Source organism: Cronobacter dublinensis subsp. dublinensis LMG 23823, from assembly GCF_001277235.1.
Taxonomy (GTDB): Bacteria; Pseudomonadota; Gammaproteobacteria; order Enterobacterales; family Enterobacteriaceae; genus Cronobacter; species Cronobacter dublinensis.
Genome location: NZ_CP012266.1, coordinates 2,983,205 through 3,003,031 on the forward strand (window position 1 = coordinate 2,983,205; position 19,827 = coordinate 3,003,031).

Here is a 19,827-nt window from a genome sequence, read left to right on the forward strand (position 1 = left end):
CCCAATGATTGCACGCGCGTTCGTTTTGCTGTGTCTGCTGCTCAGCGCTGTTTGTCAGGCGCAGACTATCCATGAAAGCTACTCTCTGGCCGTGCTCGGAGAGCCGAAGTATGTCGTCAATTTTAACCACTTCGATTACGTCAACCCGGCGGCCCCGAAAGGCGGCGCTATCACGCTCGCGGCCCTCGGCACCTTTGATAATTTCAACCGCTACGCGCTGCGCGGCAACCCTGGCGTGCGCACCGAAACGCTCTACGACTCGCTTTTTACCGGCTCCGATGACGAGCCGGGCAGCTACTACCCGCTGATTGCCGAGATGATCCGCTACCCGGATGACTTCTCGTGGGCGGAAGTCACGATTAACCCGCAGGCGCGCAACCACGACGGCTCGCCCATTACCGCTAAGGATGTCGCGTTCACCTTTCATAAATTCATGACCGAGGGCGTGCCGCAGTTTCGCCTCTATTATAAAGGCGCCACGATGAAAGCCATCGCGCCGCTGACCGTGCGCATCGAACTGGCGAAACCGGGCAAAGAGAATATGCTGGGCCTGCTGACGCTGCCGGTGATGCCGGAGAAATACTGGCGCGACCACAAGCTTAGCGATCCGCTCTCTACGCCGCCGCTGGCAAACGGCCCTTACCGCGCGACCCAGTGGCGAATGGGACAATACATTGTCTATTCCCGCGTGAAGGATTACTGGGCGGCGGATCTGCCCGTCAACCGCGGCCGCTGGAATTTCGATACCATCCGCTACGACTACTACCTGGATGACAACGTCGCGTTTGAGGCGTTCAAAGCGGGCGCGTATGATTTCCGCCCGGAAACCAGCCCGAAAAACTGGGCGACACGCTATACCGGCAGCAATTTCGAGCGCGGCTACATCGTCAAAGACGAGTTCGAGAACACCACCGCGCAGGACGCCCGCTGGCTGGCGTTTAACATTCAACGGCCCTTTTTCGCCGACCGCCGGGTGCGCGAGGCTATTTCGCTGGCATTTGATTTCGAATGGATGAACAAAGTGCTGTTTTATAAAGCCTGGCGTCGTCCGAACAGCTATTTCCTCAACACCGACTACGCCGCGCGCCATTACCCGGACGCCGACGAGCTCACGCTGCTGGCGCCGCTGAAAAAAGAGGTGCCGCCGGAAGTTTTCACCCAAATATATGAGCCGCCGGTCTCGCGCGGCGACGGTTTCGACAGGGACAATCTCATCAAGGCGCTGGCGCTGCTGAAAGACGCGGGCTGGGAGCTGAAAAACAATAAGCTCGTGAACCGCGAAACCGGCAAGCCGTTTGCCTTTGAACTGCTGCTGGGCTCGGCGGGCAATAACCAGTGGGTGCTGCCCTTCCAGCACAGCCTGGCGCGGCTCGGCATTACCATGACCATCCGCCAGGTCGATAATTCGCAGCTCACTAACCGGCTGCGCAAGCGCGATTTCGACATGCTGCCGACGCTTTACCGCGCCGCGCCCTGGCCCGACACAGGGCTGCAGATAAGCTGGGCGTCAGACTATATCGATTCGTCCTGGAATACCCCTGGCGTGCAAAACCCGGCGGTGGATAAGCTTATCGAACAGATTATCGCCAGCCAGGGCAATCAACAGAAGCTGCTGCCGCTTGGCCGCGCACTCGACCGCGTGCTGACCTGGAACTACTACATGATCCCCATGTGGTACGCCGGAGCGGACCGCGTCGCCGTGTGGAATAAATTCTCCCGCCCCGCCACACGCCCGCTCTACACCCTGGGCTTTGACACGTGGTGGTATGACGTCAACAAAGCCGCCGCCCTGCCAGAAGCCCGGCGCTAAGGAGAATTATGGGCGCCTACCTGCTTCGTCGTTTGCTGCTGCTGATCCCGACACTCTGGGCCATCATCACCATTAACTTTTTTATTGTTCAGATAGCCCCCGGCGGTCCGGTGGATCAGGCGCTTGCCGCTATCCAGTTCGGCGGCGGTACCGGTGTGCCGGGCGTCCAGAGCGGCGGAATGGAAAGCAGCCGCCCGCAAAACGGCGTGATGAACGTGAACGAGAGCCACTACCGCGGCGCGCGTGGGCTCGACCCGGAAGTGATCGCCGAGATAACCCACCGCTACGGGTTCGATAAACCGCTGCATGAGCGTTATTTCAACATGCTGTGGAACTATGTCCGTTTCGACTTCGGCGACAGCCTGTTTCGCAGCGCCTCGGTGCTGGATCTGATTAAAAACAGCCTGCCGGTGTCGATAACGCTCGGTCTGTGGAGCACGCTGATTATCTACCTGGTGTCGATCCCGCTCGGCATCCGCAAGGCGGTCAACAGCGGCAGCCGCTTCGATGTCTGGAGTAGTGTGGCGATCATTACCGGCTACGCGATCCCGGCGTTTTTGTTTGCGATTTTACTGATCGTCATCTTCGCAGGCGGCACCTGGTTCGATCTCTTCCCGCTGCGCGGACTGGTATCGACCAACTTCGACACGCTGCCGTGGTATCAAAAAATCACCGACTATCTGTGGCACATCACGCTGCCGGTGCTGGCGACGGTGATTGGCGGCTTCGCCACGCTCACGATCCTCACCCGCAACGCGTTTCTTGATGAGATCCGCAAACAGTACGTGGTGACGGCGCGTGCCAAAGGGCTTGGTGAACAGCAGATCCTCTGGCGGCATGTGTTTCGCAACGCCATGCTGCTGGTGATCGCGGGCTTCCCGGCGACCTTTATCAGCATGTTCTTCACCGGTTCGGTGCTGATTGAGGTCATTTTCTCGCTCAACGGCCTGGGGCTGTTGGGTTATGAAGCCACCGTCTCGCGCGACTACCCGGTGATGTTCGGCACGCTCTATATTTTCACCCTGGTCGGCCTTCTGCTGAATATCCTGAGCGATATCACCTATACGCTGGTCGACCCACGCATTGATTTCGAGAGGCGCGGATGATGGGTTTGAATCCCGTAAATCAGGCCCGCTGGGCGCGGTTTCGCCATAACCGGCGCGGTTACTGGTCGCTGTGGATTTTCACGGTCATTTTTGTGTTGAGCCTGTTTTCCGAGCTTATCGCCAACGACAAACCGCTGGCGGTGCGCTACCAGGATCACTGGTATTTCCCGCTGGTCGCGCATTACAGCGAAAGCGATTTCGGCGGCCCGCTCGCGACGCCCGCCGATTATCAGGATCCGTGGCTACAGCAGCGGTTGCAGGATAACGGCTGGGTGCTCTGGGCACCGATTAGATTCAGCGGCACCGCGATTAACTTCGCCTCCGACCGGCCCTTCCCCGCCCCGCCGTCGGCGCAAAACTGGCTCGGCACCGATGCCAACGGCGGCGACGTGCTGGCGCGCATTCTCTACGGCACGCGCATTTCGCTGCTGTTCGGCCTGATGCTTACCCTGTGCTCAAGCGTCATCGGCATTACCGTCGGGGCGATTCAGGGCTATTACGGCGGCAGGGTCGATCTTTTCGGCCAGCGCATTATTGAGATCTGGTCGGGCATGCCGACGCTGTTTCTGATTATCCTGCTCTCAAGCGTGGTGCAGCCGGGCTTCTGGTGGCTGCTGCTGATCACGGTGCTGTTTGGCTGGATGACGCTGGTGGGCGTAGTGCGCGCCGAGTTTCTGCGCACCCGCAACTTTGATTACATTCGCGCCGCCCAGGCGCTGGGCGTCAGCGACCGGGCGATTATCTGGCGCCATATGTTGCCTAACGCGATGGTGGCGACGCTGACGTTTCTGCCGTTTATTCTCTGCGGCTCGATTACTGTGCTGACAGAGCTCGATTTTCTGGGCTTCGGGCTGCCGCTCGGCTCGCCGTCGCTCGGCGAACTGCTCTTACAGGGCAAAAATAATCTTGAGGCGCCCTGGCTTGGGCTGACCGCCTTCTTCTCGCTGGCGATCCTGCTGTCGCTGTTAATTTTTATTGGCGAAGCGGTTCGCGACGCCTTCGATCCGAGTAAGGCTATCTGATATGGCGCATCCCCTGCTTTCCATCGACAACCTCTCCATTGCGTTTCGCCAGCAGGGCGTGGAGCGTCAGGTAGTGGATTCGCTGTCGCTGACCATCGAGGCGGGCGAAACGCTGGCGCTGGTGGGCGAGTCCGGCTCCGGTAAGAGCGTCACGGCGCTCTCCATACTGCGCCTGCTCCCTTCCCCGCCGGTCGTCTATCCGCAGGGCGATATCCGCTTCCAGGGCCGCTCGCTGCTTAACGCCCACGAGCGCGAACTACGCGCGGTGCGCGGCAACCAGATAGCGATGATCTTTCAGGAGCCGATGGTTTCCTTAAACCCGCTGCACAGCGTCGAAAAACAGCTCTATGAAGTGCTGTCCCTGCACCGTGGTATGCGCCGCGAGCCCGCGCGCGCCGAGATCCTCACCTGCCTTGAGCGGGTCGGCATCCGCAACGCCGCGCAGCGTCTGAACGACTTTCCGCACCAGCTCTCCGGCGGCGAACGCCAGCGCGTGATGATTGCGATGGCGCTGCTGACGCGCCCGGCACTGCTGATTGCCGATGAGCCCACCACGGCGCTCGACGTCACGGTGCAGGCGCAAATCCTGCAACTGCTGGCGGAACTGAAACGCGAACTCAACATGGGCCTGCTGTTTATCACGCATAACCTGAATATCGTGAAGCGGCTTGCGGATAACGTGGCGGTGATGCAGAACGGGCGCTGCGTGGAGCAGAACCGCGTCGGGCCGATTTTCACCGCGCCGGCGCACGACTACACCCGGCGGCTTATCGCCGCCGAGCCGGATGGCGAGCCGGTGCCGCTGCCCACACCTGCCGCGCCGCTGTTGGAAGTGCGCGGCCTGAGCGTGGCGTTTGAAAAGCGCCGCGGGCTGTTCAGGCGCATCACGGGTTATCATCATGCGCTGAAAAATTTAAGCTTTACGCTGCATGCGGGCGAAAGTCTGGGGCTGGTGGGCGAGTCGGGCTCCGGTAAGAGCACCTCCGGGCTGGCGCTGCTGCGCCTGATTGCCTCGAAGGGCGAAATTGTCTTTGACGGGCACCCTTTACACCAGCTTAACCGCCGCGCGCTGCTGCCGCTGCGCCGCCGCATTCAGGTGGTGTTCCAGGATCCGAACTCCTCGCTTAACCCGCGTCTCGACGTGCTCAGTATCATCGCCGAAGGGCTGTGCGTGCATCAGCCGACGCTCACCCCAGCGGAGCGTGAAACCCAGGTGATTGAGGCTATGCGTGAAGTGGGGCTGGATCCTGAAACGCGCCACCGCTACCCGAGCGAGTTTTCCGGCGGCCAGCGCCAGCGTATCGCCATCGCGCGGGCGCTTATCCTCAAACCCGAGCTGCTGATCCTCGATGAGCCAACGTCATCGCTCGATCGTACCGTGCAGGCGCAGATCCTGACGCTGCTGAAAAAACTCCAGCAGACGCATAAGCTCGCTTACCTGTTTATCAGTCACGATCTCCAGGTAGTGCGCTCGCTGTGTCATCAGGTAGTGGTGTTACGTCAGGGAGAGGTGATTGAGCAGGGCGACTGTCGGGAGATTTTCGCCGCCCCGCGTGAGGCATATACGCGCGAGCTGTTAACGCTGCGTTAACGCTCAGAACGGATTCTGGCCGGAAAACGGCTCAGCGATGGCCACGCCGAAGTTTTTGAGGCGGCAGGTGGCCGCAAACTCATCCTGATGATTCACAAACAGGCACGGCTCGCCTTCACACTCCAGCACGGAACAATCCACCGAGATATCACTCAGCGCCTGGCTCAGCTTATGCATCACCGGCCAGGCTTTTTCGCCGTCCGGGCTCAGCAGGCGCAGGCCCACCAGACAGTTATCGCAGTCTGGTCCACTCTGCGGGATCGGTTCAACTTTTGAACCGGCAAAACCCGTACTCCACCGATAGCTCTGCGGCAAGCGATGAACGATTGAGAGTTGTAGCGTATTCAAGATAGTGTCCCCGGAAACATAAATTTTACAAGTCATTCACATAAATATTAACACATGTTGACAAAAAGTGATCACGTCAACAAAGAAAACGGTTTCATGGCAAGCGCGCGCCGGTTATTTCCTCAGCAGCGAGGCGGTTATTTTGTGCGTTGGCTCCCATTTTGGCGCTATATGTACCCCGTTCTGCGCCCTGACACAACCTTTTTTAATACAAGGCTGTGACTTTTTACGCGCTTTACTTTTACATTCACGAAACAAATAACCGCTCGGGGAACGCCGTCTGGCAGAGAAAACAGCGGAGCATAAGGGGGAGAAAATCTCCCCCGGAAGGGTTACGCAGCGCGACGGGATGGGCGGCTGGCGTACAGGTAGAAAAGTATCGAACAGGTGGCGCAGAAGAACATCGAAAGCAGCATCGGCCAGGCGGAGTTGAAGGTCGCCATTGAAAGCATCGCGCCCATAATGGCCCCGATGCCAAAACGGAACGTCCCCGCGAGCGACGACGCCGTGCCCGCCATATGCGGAAACTCATCCAGGATCACCGCCATCGCGTTAGAGGCCACCAGCGACACGCAGCCGACAAACGCCGCCACGCCGATAACCAGCGACCAGAAGCCCGCGTCAAACTGCGCGCTTAACACCAGCCACACCGCCATCGTGAACTGAATAAACAGCCCGGCGCGGAACATCTTCAGCGCGCCGACGCGGCGCACAAAGCGGCTGTTAATAATGGTCATCACAAACAGAAACACGATGTTGAGCGCGAAGTAGTAGCCGAAATGCTGCGGCGAAACATGGTTCAGCTCGATATAAACAAACGGTCCGGCGCTTAAAAACGAAAACATACCCGCAAAGCTAAAGCCGCTCGCGAGCATATAGCTCAGGACGCGCTTATGGCGAAACAGCGTGGCGAAGTTGCCAAGCGTGGTGCGAATGTGAAACTTCTGGCGGCGCTCCACTGGCAGCGTTTCGCGGATAAGAAAGAAGATCATGGCGCAGGCCAGCAGTGCCAGCACGGCGAGGATCCAGAAGATGACGTGCCAGTTAAACCAGACCAGCACCGCCCCGCCCGCAATCGGCGCCAGCAGCGGCGCGATGGTGGTCACCAGCATCACGAAGGACATCATGCGCGAGAACTCTTCCTTCGGGTAGATATCGCGCATCAGGGCATTGATGACGACGCTTGCCGCGGCGGCGGAGAGCCCGTGCAGGAAACGCATATAGATGAGCTGGTCGATAGTCTGCGCCAGCGCGCAGGCGATAGCGGCCGCCGCGAAAATCAGCGTGCCGCCGAGGATCACCGGCTTGCGTCCCAGACTGTCGGCCATCGGGCCGTAAAACAGCTGCCCGATAGCAAAGCCCAGGATATAGGTGCTGAGCGTCATCTGGGCGCTGCCCGCCTCGACGCCGAACTCGCTCGCGATGACCGGCAACGCCGGCAGGTACATATCAATAGAGAGCGGCATCAGCATGGCCAGCAGGCCAAGAATAAACACAATACCCAGCGACGAATTCTGCCTGGTGGTCACGGTTGACTCCTGATATTAGCGCGACGGCATGCCAACGCTGGCAATTTCGTCGTCGGTTAACGGACGGTATTCGCCCGGCGCCAGTTCGGGGTCCAGCTCAATGCCCCCGATGCGCTCGCGGTGCAGCCCGACCACGTGGTTGCCCACCGCCGCGAACATGCGTTTGACCTGATGGTAACGCCCTTCGCTGATGGTCAGGCGCACGTCGGTCGGCGTTATCACCTCAAGCTGAGCAGGTTTGGTGAGATCTTTTTCGTTATGCAGCTGTACGCCTCTGGCGAACAGCGCGGCGGTGTCGTCCACCACCGGCGACTCCAGCGTCACCCGGTACGTTTTTTCGCAGTGGTGGCGCGGCGAGGTGATGCGGTGCGACCACTGGCCGTCGTCGGTCATCAGCACCAGCCCGGTGGTGTCGATATCCAGACGCCCGGCGGCGTGCAGCTTATGGGCGACCGGCTCGTCGAGAAAATAGAGTACGGTCGGGTGATCCGGATCGTCGGTCGAGCAGACGTAGCCCTGCGGTTTATTCAGCATGAAATAGCGCGGGCCATGCTGCTGGGCCAGCGGATTGCCGTCATACTCGACGTCGTGATCCGCCAGCAGTTTAAAAGCGGTGTCTTTAACAATGTCGCCATTGACCGTTACCCGGCTGGCGCGAATTTCGCGACCAGCAATAGCGCGGCTGACGCCAAGCTGCTGGGCGATAAATTTATCAAGTCGCATTACGTTTATAAGCCTGTTGTTGACGTTTATAAGCCTGTTGAAGCAGTTCCGACGCGGGGGCGGGCAAGGCGCCCGGCAACATTCATGAAGCGGAATCAGAGCCGTCAGTATAACGGGCAATGGCCCGCTCACAAGATGAAAATGATTCGTGGCATAATATTAGCGTGATCCCTATTTCTGCAGGCCCCATGTCCTTTACTTTACGTCCCTACCAGCGCGAAGCGGTGGATGCCACCCTTAACCATTTTCGCCGCCATGACGCGCCCGCGGCGATTGTCCTGCCGACTGGCGCCGGCAAAAGCCTGGTCATCGCCGAACTGGCGCGGCTCGCGCGTGGCCGCGTGCTGGTGCTCGCTCACGTGAAAGAACTGGTGGCGCAAAACCACGCGAAATATCTGGCGCTCGGGCTTGAAGCGGATATCTACGCGGCAGGCCTCGCGCGCAAAGAGAGCCACGGCAAAGTGGTGTTCGGCAGCGTGCAGTCGGTGGCGCGCAATCTTGACCATTTTCAGGGAGAATTCTCGCTGGTGATTGTCGATGAGTGCCATCGCATCAGCGATGACGACGACAGCCAGTATCAACAGATCCTCACGCACCTGCGCAAGCAGAACCCGCGCCTGCGGCTGCTGGGCCTGACTGCGACACCGTTTCGCCTCGGCAAAGGCTGGATTTACCAGTTTCACTATCACGGTATGGTGCGCGGCGATGAAAAAGCGCTGTTCCGCGACTGCATCTACGAGCTGCCGCTGCGCTATATGATTAAGTACGGTTATCTCACGCCGCCGGAGCGCCTCGACATGCCGGTGGTGCAGTACGATTTCAGCCGCCTGCAAGCCCAGAGCAATGGTCTGTTCAGCGAGGCCGATCTCAACCGGGAACTGAAACAGCAACGGCGCATTACCCCCCATATCGTCAGCCAGATTGTCGAGTATGCCGCCGACCGGCGCGGCGTAATGATTTTCGCCGCCACCGTCGAGCACGCCCGTGAGATAACCGGCCTGCTGCCCGCGGGCGAGGCGTCGCTGATTACCGGTGAAACGCCGGGACGCGAGCGCGACGCGATTATCGAGGCGTTTAAAGCCCAGCAGTTGCGCTTCCTGGTCAATGTGGCGGTGCTGACCACCGGTTTTGACGCCCCGCATGTCGATTTAATCGCTATCCTGCGCCCGACCGAGTCGGTCAGCCTCTATCAGCAGATTGTTGGGCGCGGGCTGCGGCTGTCGCCCGGCAAAACCGACTGTCTGATCCTCGATTACGCGGGTAACCCGCACGATCTCTACGCGCCGGAAGTGGGCGCGCCGAAGGGCAAAAGCGACAACGTGCCGGTGCAGGTCTTCTGCCCTGCCTGCGGCTTCGCCAACACCTTCTGGGGCAAAACGACGGCCGACGGCACGCTGATTGAGCATTTCGGCCGCCGCTGTCAGGGCTGGTTTGAGGATGACGACGGCCATCGCGAGCAGTGCGACTACCGTTTCCGCTTTAAAAACTGCCCGCACTGCAACGCTGAAAACGATATCGCCGCGCGACGCTGTCGCGAATGCAACGAGGTGCTGGTAGACCCGGACGATATGCTGAAAGCGGCGCTGAAGCTCAAAGATGCGCTGGTATTACGCTGTAGCGGGATGCAGTTACAACCGGGCGCCGATGAGAAAGGCGACTGGCTGAAGGTGACCTATTACGACGAGGACGGCGCGGACGTCAGCGAGCGTTTTCGTCTGCAGACGCCCGCGCAGCGCACCGCCTTTGAACAGCTGTTTATCCGCCCGCATACCCGCACGCCGGGCGTGCCGCTGCGCTGGATAACCGTTAACGATATCGTGGCGCAACAGGCGCTGCTGCGCCATCCGGATTTCGTGGTCGCGCGCCTGAAAGGCCAGTTCTGGCAGGTGCGTGAAAAGGTGTTCGACTACAATGGCCGCTTCCGGCGCGCCAATGAATTACGCGGTTAGCGGCGGTTTTCATTGCCCGTGCGCGCTCAAATGGCTATAATGCCGCCCGCTTTTGCATCCGCAAAGCCAGTCATTCGCCTGTTGCTGGGTCGCCTGTAACAGGCTTCTTTATTAAGAGAGATGTCAATGTTTACTATTAACGCTGAAGTACGTAAAGAGCAGGGTAAGGGTGCGAGCCGCCGCCTGCGTCACGCCAACAAGTTCCCGGCTATCATCTACGGTGGCACCGAAGCTCCGGTTGCTATCGAACTGGATCACGACAAGCTGATGAACATGCAGGCAAAACCGGAGTTTTACAGCGAAGTGCTGACTCTGGCTATCGATGGCAAAGAAGTTAAAGTAAAAGTTCAGGCTGTACAGCGTCACCCGTACAAACCGAAACTGCAGCACATCGACTTCGTTCGCGCGTAATTGCGATGAAGGATAAAACGCCGCGCTAAGCGGCGTTTTTTTTGCCTGTCATTCAGGCTCAAAAAAATAAGGGCGGATAATCCGCCCTTTTTCGCGTCTGACGCTTACTTGCCGGACAGGCGGCGCTGCAGCTGATCGCGCAGGTTCGGCGGCGTGCCTTTGATGGTCAGCGTGTCGGTCGCCGGATCCCAGAAAATGCGCTCGCCCAGCAGCATGGCATCGAAATTAATCGTCAGCCCGCCGCCGCTGCCGGCGTATTTGGTCAGCTGACGCAGCGTGCTGCGGTCCGCCGGGAAGGTCTCTTCCAGTTCATAGCCCTGCTCCGCCGTAAACTCCTGGAAGCTTTTCTCACCGAAATTCGGCAGCTCTTTTGAGAGTTCAGAGAGCGCAATCTCTTCGCCCGCCTGCAGCTGTTCATTGCAATAGCTGTAGACCTGCGCGCGCACATTCTGGCGCTCGGCTTTATCCAGCTGCGCCTCGGCGGTGAAATCATCCAGCGCCTGCAACAGCCCGCGGTTCTGCGCTTTGGTGTCGAGCCCCACGCTCGCGCCCAGGAAATCCATAAAGAAATCGGCCACTTTGCGCCCGACGCGCCCTTTAAGGAACGTTAAGTAGCGGGTCGATTCCGGGTTCGTTTCCCATTCGGTGAGATCGATACGCGCGACGATATCGGCATGGTTGATGTCCAGATAGTGCGTGGCGCTGATATCGAGCTGTTCGTTAACGCGCATGCTGCTTAAATTGTTTAGCACCGCCACCAGCAGATACTCCACCGCCAGGTAGCGATAGTGACAGAACAGCACAACGCCGCCGTCCGCGAACGGGTATTTCGCGAGCTCGTCGCGCAAACGGCCCGTGGCCGCGCGGCTGAACGCCAGGAAATCGTCATCGCCGCGACGGCACTGGCGCAGCGCCTCGGCAAGCTCGCTCTCTTCATTAAAAAGGCCGTAGGCTTTGCTTTTCGCGCTGTAGACACGGTGCAGCTCGGCCATCATTTCCGTAACGGTATTGCCTGGTTCAAGCAGCGAGTCGCGCAGGATAAGCTCCAGATTCTGCTCATCGCGCTTAATTAACTGATGCAAGGCAATCTGGTTGATATCCAGACTCATGATAAACTCTCCTGTTGGGCAGGGCCGTATTCAACCACTGCCCGCCGTCCTGCGCAACCGCAGATAAAAATGCAGAAATAAAGCCACTGCTACGGTAAGATATTGGACTTTCCTGAACAAACCGATGTTGAGTTATGCCACAAGTATCCCGCTATAGTGACGAACGCGTTGAAGAATTACTGACTGAACTGGCGAACGTGCTGTCAAAGCACAAAGCGCCCACCGACCTTTCCCTGATGGTGCTGGGGAACATGGTCACCAATGTTATCAATAACAGCGTGGCCCCCGCGCAGCGCAAGACGCTGGCGCGCTCCTTCGCGGATGCGTTGCAATCCTCCATTCACGACGACAACGCGCATTAAGGAAGAACGTTAAAAAGCTATGGTGACTAACCGTCAGCGCTACCGTGAAAAAGTCTCCCAGATGGTCAGTTGGGGGCACTGGTTCGCCCTGTTCAATATTCTGCTGTCCATTGTTCTTGGTAGCCGCTATCTGTTTATCGCCGACTGGCCCACGACGCTGACGGGCCGGGTTTACTCCTACGTAAGCCTGGTGGGCCACTTTAGCTTTCTGGTCTTCGCGACCTATCTGCTAATCCTCTTCCCGCTGACGTTTATCGTGATGTCGCAGCGGCTGATGCGCTTCCTGTCGGCTATTCTCGCGACCGTCGGCATGACGCTGCTGCTGGTCGACAGCGAAGTCTTTACCCGCTTCCACCTGCACATCAACCCGGTGGTCTGGCAGGTGGTGATCAACCCCGATCAGAGCGAAATGGCCCGCGACTGGCAGCTGATGTTTATCGCGGTGCCGGTCATTCTGCTTATCGAGATGCTGTTCGCTACCTGGAGCTGGCAGAAGCTGCGCAGCCTGACGCGTCGACGCCGTTACGCGCGCCCCGTGGCGGCGCTCTTTTTCGCCTCGTTCGTTACCACGCACGTGATGTATATCTGGGCCGACGCGAATTTCTATCGCCCCGTCACGATGCAGCGCGCGAATCTGCCGCTCTCCTACCCGATGACGGCGCGCCGTTTTCTGGAAAAACACGGTCTGCTGGACGCGCAGGAGTATCAGCGTCGGCTGGTGGAGCAAGGCGATCCGGAAGCCGTCAGCGTGCAGTATCCGCTCAGCGACCTGCGCTACGGCGACATGGGCTCTGGTCATAACGTTCTGTTTATCACGGTCGATGGCCTGAACTACTCACGCTTTGAAAAACAGATGCCGTCGCTCGCGCAGTTTGCGCATGACAACATTAACTTTACCCAGCATTTCAGCTCGGGGAACCTCGCGGATAACGGCATTTTCGGCCTGTTCTACGGGATTTCGCCGGGCTATATGGATGGCGTGCTGGCCGCGCGCACGCCGGCGGCGCTCATCACCGCGCTGAACCAGCAGGGGTATCAGCTCGGCCTGTTCGCCTCCGACGGTTTCAGCAGTTCGCTGTATCGTCAGGCGCTGCTCTCCGACTTCTCGCTCCCGACGGCGCAGCCGCAGAGCGACGAGCAGACCGCGTCACAGTGGGTCAGTTGGCTGAATAAATACGCCTCCGAGGATAACCGCTGGTTCTCATGGGTGTCGTTTAACGGCACCACGATCGACGAAGATACCCAGCAGGCGGCCTTTGCACGTCGCTACGCCCGCGCGGCAGGCAATGTGGACGCGCAGATAGCCCGCGTGCTGGACGCGCTTAAAGCGAGCGGCAAGCTTGATAACACCGTCGTGATTATCACCGCGGGCCGCGGCGTGCCGCTTGGCAAACAGCAGGACAGCTTCGGCTGGGATCGCTCGCGCATTCAGGTGCCGCTGGTTATCCACTGGCCGGGCACGCCAGCGCAGCGCGTCACTAAACTGACCGATCATCAGGATGTCATGACGACCCTGATGCAGCGCCTGCTGCACGTGCGCACCCCGGCGAATGAGTATTCGCAGGGCGAGGATCTCTTCTCCCCTGCCCGTCGCAACAACTGGGTGGTGAGCGCGGATAACAACACGCTGGCGGTGACGACGCCGCAGATGACACTGGTGCTGGATAACAACGGCAACTACCGGATGTACGACCTGCGCGGCGAGCGGATGAATGAGGATAAACCGCAGCTCAGCCTGCTGTTGCAGGTACTGACGGATGAAAAACGGTTCATTGCTAACTGATTGATTAATTATGAATCACTCAACGGGGCGCGGCTTGCAATCAGCGTGAAAACGGGTAGTATAAGCCTCCACGTCGGCACGTAGCGCAGCCTGGTAGCGCACTGTCATGGGGTGTCAGGGGTCGGAGGTTCAAATCCTCTCGTGCCGACCAAAAAATCCCAAGAAAACCAACCCGTTGCGGTTGGTTTTTTATGCCTGCAATATGGCGATGGTAAAACGATGGCAAAATGATGGTAAAAACTCTGTCTTTTTGCCCTCAAAACGACGCGCGTGAGACCCACGAATTAGAAGAACGTAGGTTTATTTTTAATAGCACTGTAAATACACTGTTTTTCCGCGTTCGCATCGCTCACTGTGTCGTTATTTGTCATTCTGGAGCTGCTCCTGGCGGCCAGTCACGACACATTTACGACACAAAAGCGACACAGCTTTTCCCTAATTAGCTCGTACAACTGGCACATCTGCAAGCCGTGTCGTATAGCACGGTGACAGCATTTACCGCTTCATCTACCACGACTGTTGGATACCCTGCCCCGCAAAATACAGAGTTCCCCGGCCCTGCTGGTTCAGTTTGTCTATCAGTGACATCAGAGCCTCGCTGTTCGCGCGCGGCGCGTTCTCGTCAAACAGATTCAGCTGCGCCAAGCCGTGGCTGAAAAAGTTACACAGCATAACGCCCGTCTTTTGGTACCGGTGGTCATCACGCCAAGCAGCTCGTCATTCCTGACTATGCGCAGATCACAAAGACTTGTATTGAATTGTTACGTTCCGCTATGTGCCAGGAGCGGACCTTCATATCTTAATATTGAGAGCATTAAGCCGCTTTGCTAATGAAGGCAGGTGATAGCGCTGAAACTCACCCAAGCCAACGCCGCCTGGATTCTTGCCAGGCTCCCTGCCACAGGTCAAAACGTGTGAGTGGTTCAAGTTTTTTTTGAACGACAGCCTCACCCGCGGATGAGAGAATTCGGTCCGAAATGGAAACACCGAAAAGGCCTTCAGCGACCGGAAATATTTCACATTCTGATGTCAGCGATCCCAATGCTTTTTCTATCTTGTTACGTTCTGCTTTGATAATTAACTGAAGCCCCATCAATTTTTAAACTCCACAATGGCTACCTGCTCAAGCGCTTGCCTGACCTGGGCCTGAACCTGGACAGGGATGGACTGCCCTCTAATGTCATAGACGACCCGGCAAGTTTGAATGTGCGGTGGAAGCTGCGATAGTCCCCAGCATATTCTGGCTATATTGTATGCAATACTGAGTTTTATCGATTCCGGGGATGCCAGACCGTGGTTGGCCACAAGGAGAAACTCGCCGCGTTCTTCATTTATAAACTCCGGGGTAAACATTACGCCTCCTTTGTATTATGGTCTTCGCCGACTTCTGACAATTCACTGCTTTTTCATCAATGCCTTATCTTAGCAGGAATCCTGTTCGAGTCACGATGTCGGCTCCTCGCTCAGGGGACAACCATACTCAAATCTCCCACATTGCAGGAGAGTTGAGTATGAACACGTCACCGTGGAACAAAGACCGTATCGTCGGCCAAAAAAGACCACTTCAGATATCCCATATCTGGGGGATCCGAATCAGACTTGAACTGGAAGGTAAAACGCGCGATTTGGCGCTGTTCAATATGGCCTTGGACAGTAAGCTACGAGGTTGTGATCTGGTAAAACTCAAAGTATCTGATGTTGCATATGGTAGCTCTGTTTCAAGCAGAGCAACGGTGTTGCAACTGAAAACCGGTAGCCCTGTGCAATTTGAGATAACCAAAGGGACAAGAGAAGCTGTTGCTACATTGATAAAGCTTGGCAATTTGCACAGTAAAGATTTCTTGTTTCGGTCTCGGGTCGGAACTAACCAGCACATTTCAACCCGGCAATACACCCGAATCTTTCATGGGTGGGCAGAAAAGCTTGGTCTCGATGATTCGCTTTACAGCACACATTCCATGAGAAGAACAAAACCTTACCTGATCTACAAGAAAACCAAGAATCTTCGAGTGGTCCAGCTACTTTTAGGTCACAAAAAACTCGAAAGTACCGTCCGTTATCTCGGAATTGAAGTGGATGATGCCCTGGAGATATCTGAGTCTATTGAAGTTTAATTTATGAGGGCTGCAACAGCAGCCCTGTGCCAGCAGCAGCCCTTCATTTCCACTCTGTAAACATTGACCCGAAGATCCAGCGTTAAATTTTCAGGTTAATACGCAACGCATCCACAACGAGTGAAAAGGCCGGCGAAGGTTGCTTACGGCTGGGGTAATAAAGATAGTAACCCGGAAAAGGCCGACACCACTCCTCAAGCACCCGAATCAGTTTTCCATTGCTGAGGTGCGCACCGAACTCCTCTTCAGGCAAAAAAGCAATTCCGAGACCGGCAAGCGCTGCGTCCACGACGTGTTCAGACGTATTAAACGTTAATTGCCCTTCAACCCGAACGTGAAATTTGCCGTTTTCCTGTTCAAATTCCCAGGCGTAAATTTTCCCCGACTGAACCATCCGCTCATTAATACAGCTATGTTGCACAAGATCGCGTGGCGTCTGAGGGGGAGGACACAGGGCGAAATACTCCGGGGAAGCCGCAGCTGCCATGCGCAGCTTCGGGCCGATCGGCACGGCAATCATGTCCTTGTCGATAGTGTCCCCGAGCCGCACACCGGCATCAAAACGATCCGCCACAATATCCCGGAATCCGTGGTTGGCATCGAACTCAAGGTGAATATCGGGATATTCCCTCAACAGGGGCGTCAGTCGGGGCAACAGGGTGTTTTTTAATACATTTGGTCCGCAAGTGATACGCACCGTGCCTGCTGGTTTTTCCCGCAACGCCGTCAGCATATCCAGTTCCGCTTCAATTTCATCAATGCGTTGCCCTACGGACTGCAGCAGCCGTTCGCCAGCCGCCGTTGGCGACACACTGCGCGTTGTGCGTGTCAGCAGGCGTATCTTCATGCGCTCCTCAAGTCCGGAAATCGCCTGACTGAGCGCCGGCTGAGTCACGCCCAGCTGCGCGGCCGCGCGCGTAAAGCTACCCTCGCGCGCCACGGTGATGAAAGAGAGTAAATCGTTGAGATTGCGTCTGGCCATGATTGTTCTCAGTCTATTTATAAATTTTACTTATAAGGCTATTAAGTATTCATTAGCTAGTTAACGCCCTGCATATTGGTAACAATAATGTGATGAAAAAGTCAACGCTAACCTCTATGCAAAACGCTCACCGCAGAACGTCACTGCGGTTGCTCCTTGCCGGCCTGCTTGTCGTCACGCAGTCCGCCATGGCCGGTGACAACGACCGGCGAGACGTTCAGGAGACACTAATGAAAATTGAGATCGTTGTGGACGGAGAAACCGCTACCGCCACTCTCTTTGACACCCCAACGGGTCGGGATTTTGCCTTATTGCTTCCTCTCTCTCTGACACTGGAAGACTATGCCGAGATTGAGCGCATCAGCAACCTGCCCCGCAGGCTTTCCACAGCACAGGCTCCTGACGGCATGACGCCCGAAGCCGGGGACATTACCTTCTATGCCCCCTGGGGCAATCTGGCGATTTTTGTTCAGGGCAGATCTTACGCCCGGTCACTGATTCCGGTAGGCAAAGTGGACTCAGGATTACCCGCACTTCAGCGTCATGGACCTCTGTCGGTGCAAATCAGGGCAACTGACTGATCTGCTCTGTCATAGCCACAGCGCCGCTCTCACCTACGACCGACCGAAACCCTCAAACCCTCGTTTCATCAGCCTGCAGCTGAGGGTCAGTATCGCGTTCAACATTGAAAAGAAAGACATAAATGAGTAATCAGACAGACGATAACCGAAAAAAAACCACCGACGACAGTAAACATCCTGCGCACTGGGGGGCCGTTTTTGCCATGACACTTTGTGTCTTTGCACTTATTGCCTCCGAATTTATGCCCGTCAGCCTGCTGACCCCAATGGCACAAAGCCTGAGAGTCACCGAAGGCATGGCCGGGCAAGGCATCGCGATTTCCGGGGCATTTGCCGTGGTAACCAGCCTGTTTATTTCCATATTGTCAGGCTCGCTCAACCGTAAAACCCTTCTGCTTGGCCTGACATGCCTGATGGCTGTTTCGGGCGCGGTCATCGCCATGGCCCCTGATTACCTGACCTATATGGCGGGCCGGGCCCTGATTGGCATCGTGGTGGGGGGATTCTGGTCGATGTCAGCCGCCACGGCGATGCGTCTGGTACCGGTGCATCGCGTTCCGCTGGCATTGGCCATTTTCAACAGCGGCAATGCCCTGGCAACAGTCGTGGCTGCCCCTCTGGGGAGCTGGCTTGGTTCGGTTATTGGTTGGCGCGGGACCTTCTTTTGCCTGGTTCCGGTCGCGCTCGTCGCGCTTATCTGGCAACGACTCAGCCTGCCTTCCATGCCTGTCGTCCATCAAAAAGCGAAGTCCGCTAACGTCTTCACACTGTTTCGCCGCCGGGTGGTGACACTCGGCATGCTGGGTGTGGGGATCTTCTTTATGGGGCAGTTCACGCTCTTTACCTACATCCGGCCCTTCCTTGAAACCGTCACGCGGGAGGATGCCGCAGAAGTAACAGGTGTCCTGCTGGTTATCGGTATCGCGGGTTTCATCGGCACAACCCTGATTGGCCGGGTGCTGAAACGCAGTTTCTACCTGACTCTGATGGCGATACCGGTGTTGATGGCGTTCACCGCGCTGGCACTGATTATCTTCGGCAGTCAGCCAGCCATTGTCGTTGTACTGCTGGGACTATGGGGGCTCATTTCTACCGCAGCACCAGTGAGATGGTGGGCGTGGGTTCCACATACTTTCCCGCAGAATGCCGAAGCCGGCGGCGGACTGATGGTCGCGATGGTGCAGTTGTCCATTGCGCTCGGTTCAACCGTGGGAGGGCTGCTTTTTGACCATCACGGCTACCAGAGTACTTTTCTGGCCAGCGCCGCAATGCTGATTATTGCCACCGTACTTATTTTCATGACCTCACGTGCAGATCCCTCTGCCTGAGACCATTCAAAAACCAGGAGTTATGTAATGACCATTAAAGCTTACGGCGCCAGTGCGGGCACATCACCGCTCGAACCCATGGATATCACCCGCCGCGCCCCTGGCGCGCATGATGTTCAAATCGATATTGCCTTTTGCGGTGTCTGTCACTCAGATATCCACCAGGTACGTTCAGAGTGGGCAGGAACGCTGTATCCCTGTGTGCCAGGACATGAAATTGTCGGCCGCGTGATGGCCGTTGGCGAGCACGTCTCTGACTTTCGTGCCGGGGATCTGGTGGGCGTCGGCTGCATTGTCGACAGCTGTAAACACTGTACCGACTGTGAAGAGGGGCTGGAGAACTACTGCGACCATATGACCGGGACATACAACTTCCCGACGCCAGATGCGCCGGGTCATACCCTGGGCGGATATGCGCAGCAGATTGTGGTGCATGAACGCTATGTTCTGCGCGTCAGTCACCCGGAATCGCAACTGGCCGCTGTCGCCCCCTTACTCTGTGCAGGGATCACGACTTACTCGCCATTGCGCCACTGGAAAGCCGGCCCCGGCAAGAAAGTCGGTGTTGTGGGCATCGGCGGGCTGGGGCATATGGGGATCAAACTGGCTCATGCCATGGGGGCACACGTTGTGGCCTTCACCACCTCGGAGTCCAAACGTGAAGCCGCCAGAGCGCTTGGGGCTGATGAAGTGGTGGTTTCACGCCATGCAGGAGAGATGGAAAACCATGTCAAAAGTTTTGATTTAATTCTGAATACTGTTGCAGCGCCGCATAATCTCGATGCGTTCACCGCCCTGCTGAAACGCGACGGCACCATGACCCTCGTGGGCGCGCCTGCCACACCACACGACTCGCCAGAAGTCTTCAACCTCATCATGAAGCGTCGGGCTATTGCCGGTTCGATGATTGGCGGCATTCCTGAAACACAGGAGATGCTCGATTTCTGTGCTGAACACAATATTGTCGCCGACATTGAGCTGATCCGTGCCGACGAGATTAACGCAGCCTACGAACGCATGCTCAGAGGCGATGTGCATTACCGCTTTGTCATTGATAACGCCACGCTGGCTTCCTGACA

19 protein-coding genes, 1 tRNA gene and 1 pseudogene are annotated in these 19,827 nt (G+C 57.2%); 13 read left to right on the forward strand and 8 right to left on the reverse strand.

Going from position 1 to position 19,827, the window contains the following annotated elements:
* Window positions 1–4 precede the first annotated feature (4 nt).
* Genes AFK67_RS13655 through yejF form a run of 4 tightly spaced genes read left to right on the forward strand, consistent with a single transcriptional unit; the run spans window position 5 to window position 5,529 of the window.
* Window positions 5–1,810: an extracellular solute-binding protein gene (locus AFK67_RS13655; RefSeq protein ID WP_007723260.1), complete on the forward strand. Its 1,806-nt coding sequence runs from the start codon at window positions 5–7 to the stop codon at window positions 1,808–1,810.
* A gap of 8 nt (window positions 1,811–1,818) precedes the next feature.
* A complete protein-coding gene (locus tag AFK67_RS13660) occupies window positions 1,819–2,916 on the forward strand; it encodes a microcin C ABC transporter permease YejB (RefSeq protein WP_007723257.1) in 1,098 nt (365 codons plus the stop codon).
* Window positions 2,913–3,938 (forward strand): microcin C ABC transporter permease, encoded by a 1,026-nt coding sequence (locus AFK67_RS13665; protein ID WP_032967293.1) that lies wholly within the window; start codon window positions 2,913–2,915, stop codon window positions 3,936–3,938. Before AFK67_RS13660 ends, AFK67_RS13665 begins: the two co-directional genes overlap by 4 nt.
* Window position 3,939: 1 nt before the next feature.
* Window positions 3,940–5,529, forward strand: coding sequence for a microcin C ABC transporter ATP-binding protein YejF (yejF, locus tag AFK67_RS13670; protein ID WP_038883221.1), 1,590 nt, complete (start codon window positions 3,940–3,942; stop codon window positions 5,527–5,529).
* 3 nt (window positions 5,530–5,532) lie between these two features.
* Here yejF and AFK67_RS13675 read toward each other — a convergent pair whose 3' ends face one another.
* The 3 genes from AFK67_RS13675 to rsuA form a co-directional block, all read right to left on the reverse strand.
* Window positions 5,533–5,877 (reverse strand): YejG family protein, encoded by a 345-nt coding sequence (locus AFK67_RS13675; protein ID WP_007750443.1) that lies wholly within the window; start codon window positions 5,875–5,877, stop codon window positions 5,533–5,535.
* A 332-nt stretch (window positions 5,878–6,209) separates the two neighbouring features.
* Window positions 6,210–7,406, reverse strand: coding sequence for a Bcr/CflA family multidrug efflux MFS transporter (locus AFK67_RS13680; RefSeq protein WP_007723248.1), 1,197 nt, complete (start codon window positions 7,404–7,406; stop codon window positions 6,210–6,212).
* A 15-nt stretch (window positions 7,407–7,421) separates the two neighbouring features.
* Window positions 7,422–8,129 (reverse strand): 16S rRNA pseudouridine(516) synthase RsuA, encoded by a 708-nt coding sequence (rsuA, locus tag AFK67_RS13685; protein ID WP_007723245.1) that lies wholly within the window; start codon window positions 8,127–8,129, stop codon window positions 7,422–7,424.
* Window positions 8,130–8,317: 188 nt separating this feature from the next.
* Between rsuA and AFK67_RS13690 the strand changes: the two genes are divergently transcribed.
* The gene (locus tag AFK67_RS13690) at window positions 8,318–10,078 is read left to right on the forward strand and encodes a DNA repair helicase RadD (protein ID WP_007723242.1); all 1,761 of its coding nucleotides are present in this window, start codon (window positions 8,318–8,320) and stop codon (window positions 10,076–10,078) included.
* 126 nt (window positions 10,079–10,204) lie between these two features.
* Window positions 10,205–10,489, forward strand: coding sequence for a 50S ribosomal protein L25 (gene rplY / locus AFK67_RS13695; protein ID WP_007675837.1), 285 nt, complete (start codon window positions 10,205–10,207; stop codon window positions 10,487–10,489).
* 104 nt (window positions 10,490–10,593) lie between these two features.
* On the opposite strand, the gene yejK is transcribed toward rplY, so the two are convergent.
* Window positions 10,594–11,598 (reverse strand): nucleoid-associated protein YejK, encoded by a 1,005-nt coding sequence (yejK, locus tag AFK67_RS13700; protein WP_007723240.1) that lies wholly within the window; start codon window positions 11,596–11,598, stop codon window positions 10,594–10,596.
* A 134-nt stretch (window positions 11,599–11,732) separates the two neighbouring features.
* Between yejK and AFK67_RS13705 the strand changes: the two genes are divergently transcribed.
* The 3 genes from AFK67_RS13705 to AFK67_RS13715 all read left to right on the forward strand — a co-directional run bounded on the left by AFK67_RS13705 (window position 11,733) and on the right by AFK67_RS13715 (window position 13,894).
* The gene (locus AFK67_RS13705) at window positions 11,733–11,960 is read left to right on the forward strand and encodes a YejL family protein (protein ID WP_007723237.1); all 228 of its coding nucleotides are present in this window, start codon (window positions 11,733–11,735) and stop codon (window positions 11,958–11,960) included.
* Between the two features lie 19 nt (window positions 11,961–11,979).
* Window positions 11,980–13,743, forward strand: coding sequence for an LPS biosynthesis-modulating metalloenzyme YejM (yejM, locus tag AFK67_RS13710; RefSeq protein WP_007723232.1), 1,764 nt, complete (start codon window positions 11,980–11,982; stop codon window positions 13,741–13,743).
* 74 nt (window positions 13,744–13,817) lie between these two features.
* Window positions 13,818–13,894 (forward strand) — tRNA-Pro (locus AFK67_RS13715).
* 284 nt (window positions 13,895–14,178) lie between these two features.
* Here the strand turns inward: AFK67_RS13715 and AFK67_RS23585 are convergent.
* From AFK67_RS23585 to AFK67_RS13725, 3 genes and pseudogenes are all read right to left on the reverse strand, one after another.
* Window positions 14,179–14,415, reverse strand: a pseudogene (locus AFK67_RS23585) (DUF4113 domain-containing protein).
* A gap of 184 nt (window positions 14,416–14,599) precedes the next feature.
* Complete coding sequence (locus AFK67_RS22090; RefSeq protein WP_071602706.1) at window positions 14,600–14,836, reverse strand: hypothetical protein; 237 nt, start codon at window positions 14,834–14,836, stop codon at window positions 14,600–14,602.
* Window positions 14,836–15,096: a hypothetical protein gene (locus AFK67_RS13725; protein WP_032967625.1), complete on the reverse strand. Its 261-nt coding sequence runs from the start codon at window positions 15,094–15,096 to the stop codon at window positions 14,836–14,838. Before AFK67_RS13725 ends, AFK67_RS22090 begins: the two co-directional genes overlap by 1 nt.
* 158 nt (window positions 15,097–15,254) lie before the next feature.
* Here AFK67_RS13725 and AFK67_RS13730 point away from each other — a divergent pair, with 158 nt between their 5' ends.
* Window positions 15,255–15,857 carry a site-specific integrase gene (locus tag AFK67_RS13730; RefSeq protein ID WP_032967626.1) on the forward strand — a complete coding sequence of 201 codons (603 nt, stop codon included), beginning with the start codon at window positions 15,255–15,257 and terminating at the stop codon, window positions 15,855–15,857.
* 82 nt (window positions 15,858–15,939) lie between these two features.
* On the opposite strand, the gene AFK67_RS13735 is transcribed toward AFK67_RS13730, so the two are convergent.
* On the reverse strand, window positions 15,940–16,839 hold the full coding sequence (locus AFK67_RS13735; protein WP_007731876.1) for a LysR family transcriptional regulator: 900 nt from the start codon (window positions 16,837–16,839) through the stop codon (window positions 15,940–15,942).
* Between the two features lie 230 nt (window positions 16,840–17,069).
* Here AFK67_RS13735 and AFK67_RS13740 point away from each other — a divergent pair, with 230 nt between their 5' ends.
* The 3 genes from AFK67_RS13740 to AFK67_RS13750 all read left to right on the forward strand — a co-directional run bounded on the left by AFK67_RS13740 (window position 17,070) and on the right by AFK67_RS13750 (window position 19,825).
* Window positions 17,070–17,420 (forward strand): cyclophilin-like fold protein, encoded by a 351-nt coding sequence (locus AFK67_RS13740; RefSeq protein WP_032967629.1) that lies wholly within the window; start codon window positions 17,070–17,072, stop codon window positions 17,418–17,420.
* 122 nt (window positions 17,421–17,542) lie between these two features.
* Complete coding sequence (locus tag AFK67_RS13745; RefSeq protein WP_007731878.1) at window positions 17,543–18,748, forward strand: MFS transporter; 1,206 nt, start codon at window positions 17,543–17,545, stop codon at window positions 18,746–18,748.
* A gap of 27 nt (window positions 18,749–18,775) precedes the next feature.
* Window positions 18,776–19,825, forward strand: coding sequence for an NAD(P)-dependent alcohol dehydrogenase (locus AFK67_RS13750; protein ID WP_007731881.1), 1,050 nt, complete (start codon window positions 18,776–18,778; stop codon window positions 19,823–19,825).
* The last annotated feature ends 2 nt before the right edge of the window (window positions 19,826–19,827 follow it).